The following is a 14,216-nucleotide window of genomic DNA, read 5'->3' on the forward strand; positions in this document are numbered from 1 at the left end:
AATCTTACCTGTATTAAAGGTATTGCTTGCCGTAATATAGCCCACGCAACTTACTCTTACTATCGCCTTTCTCGCCTCGCAGGATCACGAACTGGCCGTTCTCATTCGTCACGCCGCCATTTATCAATGAAGAATCACGAACATTCAGCAGGGCTACATTGGCGAAATCTACAGGGCGATTCTTATTGTCTATGATACGGCCTATCATCTTGGTGGGAGTTTTCTGCGTACACTCCACAAAGATGTTTTCGCCATCTATCGTCATCTTCATCGGATAGAAGCCCATAATCTGGCGGATGGCATCCGGAGCAGTTCGCTTCACGATACTCGTGGTAACCGTGAAATCTTCCAGTTCATCATAAATAAAGTTGATACGACAATCCTTGGTGCTCTTGGCAAGGATGGTGAGCGCTTCTGACATAGAAGTGTTGCGGAAGCTGCGGGTGAGGCGTTGGGCATAGATGGTCTGAAGAGAAAGGCTCATCAGACCTGCCAGCAGCATGATATATTTTAATCTTTTCATCTTATTCCACGATTAAAGTTTGACCTTCATGACGAATATTCACTTTCTCGAAATGATTCATCAGTTCGATGATATCATCCAGACTCATGTTCTTCTCCAGTTGCAGGAAGAGACGGATGTGGCGAGCCGACTCGTTCTGATAAGTTACCTGGAGATGGAAATGCCCGGCGATAGGAGTCAGGATATTCTGAAGCTCAGCGTTTTCGTAAACCAATGGGAGCTGGGCAAGACTTGCAGAATCTGTCTTTTCTTCTATGTTGGATTTCTGAGGAGCAGAAACCTGCTGGATAGAATCCTTTCGGGATGACACGAGTTCGGTATTGCTGTTATCTGATGGCTGATGAGAACGGGTTATCAGATGAATGGCAGCAAAGGTGATGCCGGAGACGACAAGGACGGCTGCAACGGCAGCCACCTTTCTCATCGGGTTCCAGAGAGGAAACGACTTGGCGGTTTGCTGGGTTTCTGCATTCTGACTCATCTCTTCTTTCTGCTGTTTTTCTTCTTTCAGCTTCATCTCATCTTTCAGCTTCTCCCATTCTGCATCAATCGAAGGCATCTTCATCCCTTCCTTTGACTTGGCGAAATCCAGAGACTGTCGGGTCTCTACCAACTGCTGATAGAGTTCATTCACTTCCTCATCGCCCAGAAGTTCATCCTTCTGGGTTTCGGAATACTTTTCGGGATGCTCCAGGAGATCGAGGAACATATCCCATTTCTGAGAATCCATCTTCTGAGGATTTATGTCAGATAATTCATGTTTCATTTTCTTTTCCTTTCTTCATTTTAGGGTTATTATTTTCCTTTCAACTTTTCTCTGAGCGTTCGCAAACCTTTCACGATATGCTTGTTCACTGTCGAGACGCTGATGCCCAGTTCCTTCGCCGTATCCTTATACGACATTCCTTCCCGATAGCACAATCGGATGACGGAAGCAGTCTGGTCGGTCAGGTCGTGGTCGATGCAATCCACGGCAGCCTGCCATCGCTCTTCCAGACGAGAAGGTTCTTCCTCCGTCAATTTCTCTTCCGAGAGAGGGAGAAGCCGTTTCAGTCTTTCATCTCTCTTCTTTCTGGCTATGAGATTGATGCAGGCATTCTTCACGCTCCGCATCAGGTAAGCCCGGTCTGGAACCAGCTGTTTATCCCACAATCTGGAGAACACATCACTCACCACATCCCTCGCCTCCTCATTATCATGGAGCAAGGCAAAGGCGAAGCGATACATCTGCTCGTAATGGTCGTGGAACAGCCGTTCCATCCGCTGTTCATTTTCTTCTGTCATCACGTCATTTTCTTCTTGTTTCTACTCTTATATACAAGCTTTTCTGAAATCAATTACCCCTAAAATGAAGAAATCTTCTACTTCCTTTGGAAAAGCAATGCAAAGGTAATAAGAAGAAGATATTGGGGCTACGAAAAAGCCCCGATGCGTCACGCACCAGGGCTTCGAACTCTTTTTACAATAAAAATGAAACAATCATCTTTGCTAGAAAGAGACTGCTCTTTAAACGTACTGTAGAACTGGCTTATCTATCAAGAGTCCAGTGTCTATATCTTCCTTGATCTTTGCAATGCCTTGGCGAATTTTCTCCAGACTCTTGCCTTGCGGCGACTTGATGCCAGCCGCATACTGCCGCAAAAGAGAAGCGTTCATGCCGATATATTTGGCAAACGCCGAGATGCTGAGCGGATAGTAGTTAAAGAATGCCCCTACATCGAAGACGAAGTGAAACTCCAAGTCTGGATATTCCTTGCCCTCCTCCTCGTAGAACTCCCTCATCTCCTTATCTGCTATAAGAAAATCCTCCATGGCAGCCTTTGCGGTCTTGCCATCACCGATGAGACCAAACGTCAGGTCATCGGTCCCAGTCATAAAGCAAGAATATAAATCCTTGCCAGACTCCACAACAACGGTAACTTTCCTTGCCATATCTTTATATTGTTATAAGTTCATAATCAAAAGTGTTCTTCTCGCATACCAAGATTCTCATGGAAGAAGAACCTGGGCTAAAGCCCAAGTTCTTGATAGATAGATTTGAGAGTGCCTTGCGGCACCTCTCCAGTTCCATGCCGAGGAACGACTGCGCTCTTCCCATTGGCAGGGTTGGACCAGATGTCGTGTCGGCCTCCATGACGAAGTAGAAAGCATCCCGCTTTCTTTAACTTCCGATACAGCTCGCTGTATTTCATAATCTTAGTACGTTTAAAGAACACTTTGTCCTCATTGGACGATGCAAAGGTAACAATAAAGTTATTTACCGCCAAACATTTCGGTAACTATTTTGTTACGTTAACTGAGATTTAACATTTGTGGGAACAAACTCCCTGGAATGTTAGAAACAATTTATAAGATGATAGAAGAATTATAAAAAACATCGGTCAAGCAAAGAGCAAACCAATATGGTTTTGCCTTCGCTTGACCGATTTCAAACCTATACAACTTTTTCAAGTGGACTCAATGAACCATCAATAATCCTTGATAAAACTCTTTGAATTGGCAGACTTGAAAACCTGGTCGCTATGATTTTTCTTGTCCTGCCCATTAAAGTTATATCTGAAACCCAACATCACCAGATTCTGTCTTGTACTGAAGTTGTTGCAATAGGATTCCTGGACTTGCGCAGTCTGTACGGTATTCCATATATGCTTATGGGTAAACAGATAACGCATTCCGAGACTGATGTCAAAGCTTTTCGATATGGAATAAGATATAGTAAACTGTGATTCCGGAGAAGTCTTATACCTTGCCTCTGGCGTTGAATTTTTTACCTCATTCGTATCAAACATTAAATTAACATTGACTCTATCATTGTAATATTGCCCCTGCAGCATCCCGTAGAGATAGTTATCAGAATAGCCTGCACATTTCACCCAATTCTGTTGTATCATCCCCAACAAAACAAAGTGAGGAATCATATACCGGACAGTTGCGCCACAGTTATACAGATTGTAGCTGTTCTTATCGTTATAGTAAGACATCACCACTTGCTGCATATTCACCTTGCTATACTGGGCTATGCGCTGTCGGATATTCTCATATTGAGCAAAAACATCTATGTACAGAGACTTAATATTGGCTGTGTAATCCAATTGCAAATCATGAGTATATGCCGGTTTGATGTTCTTATCTCCTACATTCACAAACAGAGGATTAGTGGCAGAGTTTACATCACACAACTGGTCTATCTCCGGATTCGAACTTGCATATTCATAAGAGAATTCCAAATTGTGATTGGTTCCCATATGATATGACAAGTCTAAGATCGGATGCCAATTGACAAAGCTGAAATGGTCGTTCCCCATACTCCTATACGCGATGTTTATTCCCGAGGAAGCAGAAACATCAAGATTTCCCATGTTCTTTTCTACCTCAAGATAGCCATAATTGTTGCACTCATTATATTTTGACAGAGTATGGTCAGCCTGCGACTGGATGTTGTGCCACAGGAATACTGAATTGGCTCCTATCCTCCAATTAGCTGCAACCCATGGAAAGGCATAATCCAGTCCACCATTTACTTCTTTTTGTCTATACTTAGCAGAGTAAAGATATTCAGTTTGATTCTCCTGACGCTTAGTGGTATTTGTATTGTAGGAATAGATGCCACTAAAATGGAATGTCAAGGAAGATGCTTTGCCGAATGAAGATTTATGATACAAATTCATTTGATACTTGTATAAGTCATCATCATATTTACGATGATAATCCAAAATATTATTTCCGAGCAAGTCATCTTCTGATGAATATTCTATCTTACCTGTATCAAACGAGTTTTGAGGAATCAGTTCAAATACAAAGCCTAAGGAAGAGACCGATTTGTCTGTCCACCGGTAATCTCCTCCTACCATGGCTTTCCAATCTTTATAATAATTGGTTCGTTCGGTTGCTGTATTTTGATTCTTGCCGGACACGGTTAATGCATCTGTTGTCTTCGACTTATTATCCAAAAAGGCGAAACCGGTCAACCCGGAGTAGATAGAAAACCTGCTCTTATCATAGGAGAAGTTTGCATCAGCCGAACCAAAAGCCACGACGGGATGAGACAATACTCCCATATTGAAGTATCTGCTCGCTTCCTTATGCTTTTTGGTTATGATATTGACAACACCTGAATATCCCTGTCCCATATATTCCAAAGGAACGCTGTTTGAAACTTCCACCTTGTCGATCATAGCTGGTGAGATACTTGCCAAGGAGTGAGATTTGGGAATACCATCTATCAAGACCAATGGCGCACCACCTTTGGCGAGACTGATGGTTTTCATCGTAGGATCAATACGCAGATCTGGGACTTCTGTCAAGGCTGTATAAATATCCTTGGTTTCATTGGCGTGGTGACTGAAAAAGAAGGTCTTGACATTTCCCTTTTTCTTGACGACATGTCCTCTTTCGGCTTTCACAACCACCTTCTGCAGGTTCATTGTTGCCTCTTTCAGAGTTATTGTCCCGATCTTACCTATATTAAAGGTATTGCTTGCCGTAATATAGCCCACGCGACTTACTCTTACTATCGCCTTTGTGACTCTACAGGGAATCACAAACTGGCCGTTCTCATTCGTAACGCCGCCATTTATCAATGAAGAATCACGAACATTCAGCAGGGCTACATTGGCGAAATCTATAGGGCAATGATGTACATCCACAATGCGGCCTATCATCTTGGTGGGAGTCTTCTGCGTACACTCCACCATGATATTATCCTCCACCTGCGTCATCCTGATGGGATAGAATCCTATCAGCTGCATGATGGCATCGGGAACACTCTGGTTTCTGATGCTCTTGGTTACCCTGAAATCCTCCAGCTCATCATACACGAAGTTGATGGTGTACTTATGCTGGCGGGCATTCAAATCCTTCAACGCCGCAGAGAACGACACATTATTATATTGTCGGGTGATGCGCTGGGCATAAGACTGCTGAACCAAAAGCAACAGGAAGAGAAGAAGAAGCACTCTGACAGGCTTGCCGTTAACGGGCATTGGTTTCCAAAAATCTCTCATAAATATATCCTCCTATCTTATTTCACCAACAATGTACCGTCAATATACTCTATCTGTATGCGGTCGAAAGCATTCAAAATCTCCAGGTTCTGCTCCAAAGTCTTCGTCTTGTTCCAGTTGAAGAAGAGACGGATGTGCTGGGCACCGGCATCCACATACTCCACCTTGACATGATAGAAACCGGATAACTGAGCCAGGATGGTTCCCAATTCAGCATCATCAAACACCACCGGCTTCATATCAAGCGAGTCCTTACTCTCTGCTGTTACAGCACGAAGACTGTCATTCGGCAGCGCCTGGGTTGTTGCCAGTTGTTCTGTCGCTGCCTTATTATCCGCTGTCTGATCAGAAGCCGAGAATCCCAACCAGCCGTTGTGAATCGCAGCCAAGGCTACACCCGAAAGGAAGATGATGCCGACGATGGATGCAGCAATCTTCACCCGGTTGCGATAAACGCCCTTAGATTTGCCGGCATCTATCGCCATCTTATCCTCGTGATGTGCCTGAACAAACTCCTTCCAAGCCTCATCCACATCCACATTCTTCGGATTGGCTTTCTTGCCAGCCATTCTCGCCATCGCCAGTTCATGGAAGAACTCCTTCACTTCCTCATCGTCAAGCAGACGTTCCACCTGCTCGTCGGTATATTTCTCGGGATACTCCTGCATGTCAAAGAGCATCATCCGCTTTTCTTCTTTACTCATGTTTGTCATTGTCTTGCTCATTTAAATTGTTTCTTAATCCAGTCCATCGCCTTCGAGAGATGGTTGAATACCGTCACCTTGCTCACTCCCACTTCATCAGCCACCTCCTGATAAGATTTCTCCTGAAGATAGCGCAGACGGAAAATGAGTTGCCGGATAGGCGGTTCCAGGTCTTCGATGAGAAGCATCAGCCGGTCGAGTCGCTCGTCGGTCTCTTCCGAGAGAATCACGTCGGCATCATCCAGCAGCAGCTTCACCACCCTTTCCTTCACACTCTTATGAGCTATCAGGTTGAGACAGCGGTTGCGGACGCTCCGCATCAGATAACCTTCCTCACTCCCAGGCACCAGAACCACATCATCAGCAAGAATCTGGGCGAATACTTCGCTCACCACATCCTTGCTCTCGTCATCATCCGAAAGAATGCATCTGGCCAGATTGTACATCTTCGCGTAATGCTGACGGAATAACTGTTCTATGTCCTTTTTTCTGTTCATATACTACTATACAGTTGAACCAAGCGAAAAACTAAGCAAAACATCAACTTTTTTGTTTTTTCCTTTAAATCCGAATCGAAATCACCAAGATTCTCCCCGGATTTGAATGCAAAAATACACAATCTATCGGAGATAGAAGACTAACGGTAAGGATAAAACGATTTTCAGTTGATTTATTTGTTCATTCCAACATTTTTTAGTACTTTTGCCCACCAAATTAAAACAAGTAAATAAGATTGGTATAAAATAGTTATTACCAAGATAAAATAAAGAATAGATTAGATAAAGGAAAATAAGAATATGTCAACGATTATTTATCCATCACCGATATTCGGACCCGTGAATTCCCGCCGTCTGGGAGTTTCATTGGGCATCAACCTCATGCCATCTGATGGCAAGGTCTGTTCATTCGACTGCGTTTATTGCGAATGCGGATTCAACGCCGACTTCCGTCCCAAGAAGAAGCGCCCTACCCGCGAGGAGGTAAGAGTAGGATTGGAGAAGGTGCTGAAAGAGCGCCACGACAACAACCAGCCTTTGGACGACATCACCTTCGCAGGAAACGGTGAACCTACAGGACACCCAGACTTCAAGGGAATCGTGGAAGATACGATGGAACTCTGCAAGAAATATTTCCCTGAAGCACAAGTATCCGTACTCAGCAACGCCACCTATATATATAAGGAGGAAGTGAGAGAGGCGCTGATGCTCGTGGATAACAACATTCTGAAACTGGATACGGTGGATATGGATTACATCAAGAAGCTGGACCGCCCTCAGCAGCCTAACTACGACGTGAAGGATGTGATTAAATATCTGAAGATGTTCAATGGGCACGTCATCATCCAGACCATGTTCCTGAGAGGTGACGGATTGGACAACACCAGCGAGCATTTCGTAGCTCCTTGGCTGGAGGCTGTGAAAGACATCCAGCCTCAGCAGGTAATGGTTTATACCATCGCCCGTGAAACACCAGACAAATTGCTGGAAAAGGCACCAAAGGAAGTACTCGATGCCATCAAGGAACGAGTAGAAGCTTTGGGCATCAAGTGTACAGCCTCTTATTAAAAGATAATTAGGATTTGATATTTGTTAAAGACTTGCGATGAAGCAAAGAAGAACAAAGAAAAGAAAGAAGAAAAAACGATGAAAGCAAAAAGTAATATCCTTATTATCAGCGACATGTGTGGTTACGGTAAGGTATCAGCCGCCGTTCAGATGCCCATCCTCTCTTATATGGGACTCGACGTGTTCAATCTGCCCACCATGCTCATCAGCAATACCTTCCCATACGGCAAGTACGCCATTCTGGAATGTACTTCGTATATCGAGGAAGCCCTGCAGAAGTGGAACGAACTGGGCATTCATTTCGATGCCATCACCACGGGTTTCATGGCTTCGGAGCGTCAGGCTAAGTTAGTGGCACGCTATTGCAGAGAACAGGCAGCACTGGGCACCGACATCTATGTGGATCCCGTGATGGGCGATTACGGCAAGCTCTATGGTGGAGCCAGTGAGAGCACCGTAAGATGCATGAAGGAGATGCTGAGCGTATCGCATCTCTGTTTTCCTAACTATACCGAGGCTTGCCTGCTGACGGATTCGGAATACAAGGAAGAGGGAATCTCGGAGAAGGAAGCCTATGAACTGATAGATAAACTGAGAGCCATCGGTTCCCACTCCGTGCTCATCACCTCATGCATCGTAGAGGGTCAGCATGCCGTGGTAGGCTTCAATCATCTTACAGAAGAGTATTTCCTCCTGCCCTACGAAGAAATCCCAGTTCAGTTCCCAGGCACCGGCGACATCTTCTCCAGCATCATCGTGGGCAGACTGAAGGATGGCGATCATCTTCGCCATGCCACCCGCATCGCCATGGATACCCTGCGCAACTGGATAGACATCAACAAGGATGACAAGGACAAGAACCGAGGAATTCCGATAGAAAGGCATCTGGGGGACTTGTAGATTGCCATTTAGCAAACACAGAAGCAAGGGAATACCAATTAAGTTATAATGGAAAAGAAAGAAACAAATACACTCAGTATATTTCAGCGCCCAGTATGGGTAAGCCTGTTCGCCCTTACGGCTGCTATCTCGTGGGGATGGGCTTACCCATTGATAAAAATGGGAATGGAGGAATATCAGATTACAGCAGACATGACCGGAAGCAAAATGCTTTTTGCAGGCATCCGCTTCTTCATCTCCGGCATCATCATCCTTGCCATCGCCAGAAGCTCACACCGTGAATTCGGATTCAAGAAGAAAGCTGTTCAAGAGAATGTCTGGTTCCTTCTCCTCTATGCACTCCTTAACACTACCCTTCATTATGCTTTCTTCTATTTCGGACTCTCGCATAATGCAGGAGCACGTTCGGCGATACTCAATTCGATGAGCGTCTTCACGGTGGTTATCCTTGCCTGCATCTTCTTCAAGAGCGACAGGATGACATGGCGAAAGGCATTGGGTTGCATCATCGGCTTCCTGGGCATCCTTGCCTTGAACCTTGGCGGAAAGGAAAGCGGAAGTTTCACATTCCTGGGCGATGGTATGATTATCCTCAATGCCCTGTGTGGAGCCAGTGCTTCCCTGCTGACCCGAGGATTGAGCAAGAGAGTGGATGTTTTCGTAGGAACCGGTTATTCGCTGAGCATCGGTGGAGCCTTGCTGGTGATTCCTGCATTGTTAATGGGTGGCTATCTGCCAGTCATCAGCCTCTGGGGCATCACTATCCTTCTGCTGCTCATTGCCATCTCAACCATCAGTTTCGCTCTCTACAACAAACTATTGAGCTGCAATCCCGTAGGAAAGGTAGCGATATACAATTCGCTCATCCCCGTAGTAGGAGCCATCACCTCCTGCCTCTGTCTGGGCGAAACCTTCTACTGGAAGTATCTGATAGCAGGCGCATTGGCTACTGCCGGAATTTATATCATCAATAAAGGGAAGAAATAAATTCCGGCTGTTGCCCATGCAACCCATATAGAAAGCAAAGCCACCTATTTCAAGATACCCGTTTCGCGCTCCTCATTGTTGATATTCCGCTGTATCTTACGGTATTCCTTTCCCCGATTGATATTCCAGGCAACACCGATACGGAACAAATTACCTATCGAATTGTCATATCCACGAACCTGCTTACGGAGCAAAGCGTTGACGATTTCTGCAGAATAGGATTTCGGATGAGCCATAAACGGATTATGCATATAGAGCGTAAAATCGAAATCACCTATATGATAACTGGCTGAGGCAGCCAATGAAGGAGGATTATGCCCGATGTTCTCTCCCTCCATAAAGTTCCAACCGTTATCAGCATACAGTATCACAGTCCATTTTCCCCAATATCCCTGTAATGTTCCACCATAATTATAAGCGGTATAACAATGACTGTACTCATCGCCCTTATTGAAAAAACGGTAAATACCTGTATTCACAGATAATATAAGGTGATCGGGAATAATGTCAAACCGGGTATCATTCGTAAGATACAACATATTACAATGGGGCTGATTCGCCTGGGAATAAAGAAACTGATCATTTTCCGTGCGGGTGTATTTCGCCAAATCACAATGACGATTGATGCGATAATTTAAGGTAAAATCAGTATTTATCCTTGGTTTACTGAAAGAGAACGCAACCCAGTTCTCATATCTACTGTTAGGCTTAAGCGAAGGATTACCCACAGTCCATTCCATACTGTTCTTTCGAATACGGGTATCCGAAATCATAGCTATCTGCGAAATATGCTGTGATAATTCACTTCCCAAGCGAATCTGGAACAAAGAAGAAAGGGAATAAGCCAATGTGAGTTTCGGACGACAAAGCCAAAAACTAAATTCCTCATCTCCCTGTCGATAAGACTGATTACTCAACCCGAAGCCAGCCACATAAGTTAAACGGGATGTTCCTTCCTTGAATTGTCCCAAACTTCCCTTGATTTGTGCAAAACCATAAATACCCAATGAACGGATACCATTTTCGCTAACCACATCACCCAAATACTGATTATCCATATATTTCCAGTTCAAGTTGGTTCCTGCAGAAAAAGTAAAGGGTTTCAACCGGTTTTCATAGATAGCCTCGGCCATGAGCGAATAGGTCTTTCCATCTACCTGATATTGATAGGGTTCGCCCTCATCTTCAGAATAGGCACCTTTTGTTCGAATATAAGTGCCCAAAACATCTGCCGACAAAGACTGATGCTTACCCAACTGATGATAGAAATACAAATCGAGAGCAGGAGTAAAATCCCTACCCTTGCTGGTTCTGTAAACAGGATACGCAGGCTTTCCAGATTCAGAAAACCACATTTCATTCGATGTATAAGGCTGATTACAGAAATCCGTGGTAAGCGTTGTCTGGAATACATATAATGCAGAATCAGCCAGATTATACTTCAACTGCAATGTATTATTATAATTTCGAGTTGCTCCATTCATGATTTTTCGAGATATCTGATACTCAGAACCATCATGTAGAAGATATTGAGCATTCTCATTATATTCGGATGCCTTATTATCCACATAAGTCTGCTCATATAAAATATTCAATTGCCTCTTGCCCCTATTGACAGATGCATAGACATCGTTCGAACCGAGCTTGGTAGTTAGCGCATTGGTCAAGTTGAAGCCCAAACTGCCACCCGATGAAGCCCTGCGGGTATGAATATCTATCACGTATGCAATATTCTTTCCATATCTTACGCCAGGACTGTCGATATAATCTACACTCATAATAGAAGCTACATCCAGCATCTGCACATCATGCATATTGGCGAGAATGCCATTGATACGAATCTGCACTTCTCCTTTATTATCGGTAGCAGAAATGGAACGGCCAGCCTCATCAACCCTGATATGAGGCAAAGCTAACTTTCCCAAAAGCGAAAAACCAGAAAAAGAACGCTGCTTCTGAATATCGCTTGGGAATATCAACTTGCCATCTTCCTTGTTGACTACTCGTGCCGCTTTCACAACAACCTCTTGCAAGGCTATAGAATCATTCGATACCTGCTGAATCTCCTGGGCACTTATTTCTGCACAAGAGATCAATGCCCACAGAATCACCATAGCTGTTAACAATTTACTTTTCTTCATTGTCATCATATACTTTTTTTCGGCTGCAAAGGTATCAAAAAGAGAAGACCGAAGCGAAAAATATGGCTGACATGAGTCTGACATTTATCAATTAACGAAAATTATATCAAAACTTACACCAACTTTCATTGAATTTCTGTACTTTTGCAATTGATCCGTTAAACAGTAACAGATTTAAACGATATAAAAAATGAAGTTGAAAGCATATCATTCCATTCTCATCTTCGCCATCCTCGTGATGTCTGCGGTATTCTCCAGCGTGAATAACTACCGCAAGGCACAGTATGCCATTGTACAAGATATGAACAAAGCGTTGGCTCAGACACTTCAAGAGAATAAATATCAATGGATTACGCCTGATACCATCCAGAGCTATCGCTCGCATCTCAGTATCGATTTGCTGAAATCAACCAGCAATCTCTGCTATGTGATGGAAGACAGAAGAAGAGGAAGAACCAATTCCCAGTTGGTAAATAGCGTCAACCAGCTCAGTAGTAAAGAGATGCTCCTCAACGAGCATTCCATACAAAGTTATGCCAATTGTTCGATGGCAGATGTTTTTTGCATGAGCAATCAGCGGACACCTTTGACGCTTACTCTCATGGCTATGATTTGGGCTATTGCATCGCTATACTATCATCGCAGAAAACAACCCTGGAATCATGAGGCTGATATGTTCGGCACCATGTGCTATTCTCAAGACGAGGATTCCTTCTACAATCAGGAAAACGGACAAGCCATCAAGTTTACTCCGATGCAGCACCAGCTGATGCAACTCTTCTTCAACAATACGCATCATCAACTCTCCAAACAGGAGATTTGTAATGCTCTTTGGCCCAAGAAACCGGATGCCAGCGAAACGCTCTATACCTTGATTCGCCGTATCAAACCGGTGATTGAGCAGAATAGCAACCTCATGATTGAGTCGGAAAGAGGCAAGTCTTACCGACTGATTATCAGATAAGTTCAGAAATGTCAGCCAAATGTCATACTTGTTATTTGGCTTTTTCCCATCTTCTTCATACCTTTGCAGCTAAAAACAAAGAAACAAAAAAAATGAAGAAGATTTTTTTTATTGCAATAGTCCTACTTCTGTTAATAAACTTCATCACCAACTTTCACCATGAGGTTACGAAAGAGAAGCATACACCGATGGCGGATTTCAAGACCAAGGTAGAGATGGCACCCATGAAGGAATACAATGATCCGGACTTCGGCTACGTTGTCAAGTATCCTTGCTTCTTCCAGCAGGAGGATACTTCGGTATCGGGATACCAGGGCTATGCCCGCTTCTCATTCACCAATCATGCCAACATCATCCTGGAGAGTTACGTTACCCCCAACTATAGCAACACCCTCCAGGCTTGTGCCGATTCTCTTGCCCAGAAACTTCATTCGGAGCGGACGATGCAGGCGTCGAATAAAGCATTCATTCTCTCCGGTCCTGTCTATGAAAACGGAGTAAGAGTAGATGGCTACAGTCATTACGATAAATTCATCAAAAGTGGCAGAATACTCTTCGTCTATTCCCTCACCTATCCCGACAGTTACAAGCCAGCCATGCCCCGACTGTTCAAACTCATAGACGACTGGAAAGTTTTAGGGGCATATGAATCTGACTTGAAGATATCCTCGTAAGCCTCTTGGGATTGTATTAATACAACAATCCCGAGGAAACGTTTCTTTAGAAATCTTTCCTCGGGATTTATCCACAAAAATATTACAAGAAACACTCTTACTTATTTGTCCGGCTCCAATTCCTCTATTGCGCAAATGGCTTGTAGCTCGACCTTTTTAATGTGAGAATAAGTCTTCTTATAATTATCTGTCACATCTTTAAAGATACTCTCACCGTCACTATAGAATGTAGCCAAGACAACTGCTCTATAATCTTTGAAAGGCAACAAATACCAAACTTCTGTATTATCAGCATTTTGTTGGATGTTAAGAACTCCCTCCATACGTATATTTCCTTCACTGTCAGTTATGGTAAGTCTTTTGGTTTTAACACCAAAAGTGTTGTATGTAGGATTACGGAAAGTATAATATTTATAGTACTTGTCGTTCTCTATGGCATCGGCTGCGATAGCAGCGGAATCCTCGGAAGAAACACCTTCAACTAAACATTTTCTATTTACCACATACATCGTTCTATATATCTTCCAACAGGCAGCCCATTTTTTTACTTCTACCTTTAAGATAGCAGAGTTTCCGTCTGAGTCGGTTACGGTTATAGTAGCATTTCCCTCAGAAACGCCACTTACGTATATCTCCTTCTCTGACTCATTTGAAGAACACGAAACCTTGGCAACACTATCATCAGAAGAAGTTGCGGATACTTTACCTTTAGGATTATTAACATAAAGCTCTAAAGCAGCCAAAGGAGAATAAGA

15 protein-coding genes are annotated in these 14,216 nt (G+C 43.7%); 5 read left to right on the plus strand and 10 right to left on the minus strand.

What is annotated here, in order from left to right:
- Positions 1 to 13 precede the first annotated feature (13 nt).
- The 8 genes from DW917_RS11370 to DW917_RS11405 form a co-directional block, all read right to left on the minus strand.
- Positions 14 to 523, minus strand: a complete 510-nt coding sequence (locus DW917_RS11370; RefSeq protein WP_118118818.1) for a carboxypeptidase-like regulatory domain-containing protein — start codon at positions 521 to 523, stop codon at positions 14 to 16.
- 1 nt (position 524) lies between these two features.
- Complete coding sequence (locus DW917_RS11375; protein WP_118118820.1) at positions 525 to 1,289, minus strand: DUF4974 domain-containing protein; 765 nt, start codon at positions 1,287 to 1,289, stop codon at positions 525 to 527.
- 29 nt (positions 1,290 to 1,318) lie between these two features.
- Positions 1,319 to 1,807 (minus strand): RNA polymerase sigma factor, encoded by a 489-nt coding sequence (locus DW917_RS11380; protein ID WP_233524717.1) that lies wholly within the window; start codon positions 1,805 to 1,807, stop codon positions 1,319 to 1,321.
- 222 nt (positions 1,808 to 2,029) lie between these two features.
- Positions 2,030 to 2,455, minus strand: coding sequence for a hypothetical protein (locus DW917_RS11385; protein WP_006849315.1), 426 nt, complete (start codon positions 2,453 to 2,455; stop codon positions 2,030 to 2,032).
- Between the two features lie 77 nt (positions 2,456 to 2,532).
- Positions 2,533 to 2,715, minus strand: a complete 183-nt coding sequence (locus tag DW917_RS11390) for a type II toxin-antitoxin system HicA family toxin (RefSeq protein WP_040553868.1) — start codon at positions 2,713 to 2,715, stop codon at positions 2,533 to 2,535.
- A 276-nt stretch (positions 2,716 to 2,991) separates the two neighbouring features.
- Positions 2,992 to 5,526 carry an outer membrane beta-barrel protein gene (locus DW917_RS11395; RefSeq protein ID WP_118118822.1) on the minus strand — a complete coding sequence of 845 codons (2,535 nt, stop codon included), beginning with the start codon at positions 5,524 to 5,526 and terminating at the stop codon, positions 2,992 to 2,994.
- Positions 5,527 to 5,543: 17 nt separating this feature from the next.
- Entirely contained in the window at positions 5,544 to 6,230 is a 687-nt protein-coding gene (locus DW917_RS11400; RefSeq protein ID WP_233524718.1) for a DUF4974 domain-containing protein, read from the minus strand.
- Between the two features lie 17 nt (positions 6,231 to 6,247).
- Positions 6,248 to 6,727 (minus strand): sigma-70 family RNA polymerase sigma factor, encoded by a 480-nt coding sequence (locus tag DW917_RS11405; protein ID WP_118118826.1) that lies wholly within the window; start codon positions 6,725 to 6,727, stop codon positions 6,248 to 6,250.
- A 300-nt stretch (positions 6,728 to 7,027) separates the two neighbouring features.
- Here DW917_RS11405 and DW917_RS11410 point away from each other — a divergent pair, with 300 nt between their 5' ends.
- From DW917_RS11410 to DW917_RS11420, 3 genes are all read left to right on the plus strand, one after another.
- On the plus strand, positions 7,028 to 7,795 hold the full coding sequence (locus tag DW917_RS11410) for a radical SAM protein (RefSeq protein ID WP_118118828.1): 768 nt from the start codon (positions 7,028 to 7,030) through the stop codon (positions 7,793 to 7,795).
- A gap of 78 nt (positions 7,796 to 7,873) precedes the next feature.
- Entirely contained in the window at positions 7,874 to 8,695 is an 822-nt protein-coding gene (locus tag DW917_RS11415; RefSeq protein WP_117663641.1) for a bifunctional hydroxymethylpyrimidine kinase/phosphomethylpyrimidine kinase, read from the plus strand.
- Between the two features lie 48 nt (positions 8,696 to 8,743).
- Entirely contained in the window at positions 8,744 to 9,682 is a 939-nt protein-coding gene (locus tag DW917_RS11420; protein WP_117585935.1) for a DMT family transporter, read from the plus strand.
- A gap of 44 nt (positions 9,683 to 9,726) precedes the next feature.
- Here DW917_RS11420 and DW917_RS11425 read toward each other — a convergent pair whose 3' ends face one another.
- The gene (locus DW917_RS11425) at positions 9,727 to 11,823 is read right to left on the minus strand and encodes a hypothetical protein (protein WP_147344174.1); all 2,097 of its coding nucleotides are present in this window, start codon (positions 11,821 to 11,823) and stop codon (positions 9,727 to 9,729) included.
- 190 nt (positions 11,824 to 12,013) lie between these two features.
- On the opposite strand from DW917_RS11425, the gene DW917_RS11430 reads away from it, so the two are divergent.
- Both DW917_RS11430 and DW917_RS11435 read left to right on the plus strand, forming a co-directional pair.
- Complete coding sequence (locus DW917_RS11430) at positions 12,014 to 12,787, plus strand: helix-turn-helix domain-containing protein (protein ID WP_233524719.1); 774 nt, start codon at positions 12,014 to 12,016, stop codon at positions 12,785 to 12,787.
- Positions 12,788 to 12,879: 92 nt separating this feature from the next.
- Complete coding sequence (locus DW917_RS11435) at positions 12,880 to 13,461, plus strand: hypothetical protein (RefSeq protein ID WP_118118832.1); 582 nt, start codon at positions 12,880 to 12,882, stop codon at positions 13,459 to 13,461.
- A 101-nt stretch (positions 13,462 to 13,562) separates the two neighbouring features.
- Here DW917_RS11435 and DW917_RS11440 read toward each other — a convergent pair.
- Positions 13,563 to 14,216 (minus strand): Ig-like domain-containing protein (locus DW917_RS11440; RefSeq protein WP_147344175.1); only part of this gene is annotated, 654 nt, incomplete at its 5' end.

The organism is Prevotella sp. AM42-24 (assembly GCF_003461825.1).
Lineage (GTDB): Bacteria > Bacteroidota > Bacteroidia > Bacteroidales > Bacteroidaceae > Prevotella > Prevotella hominis.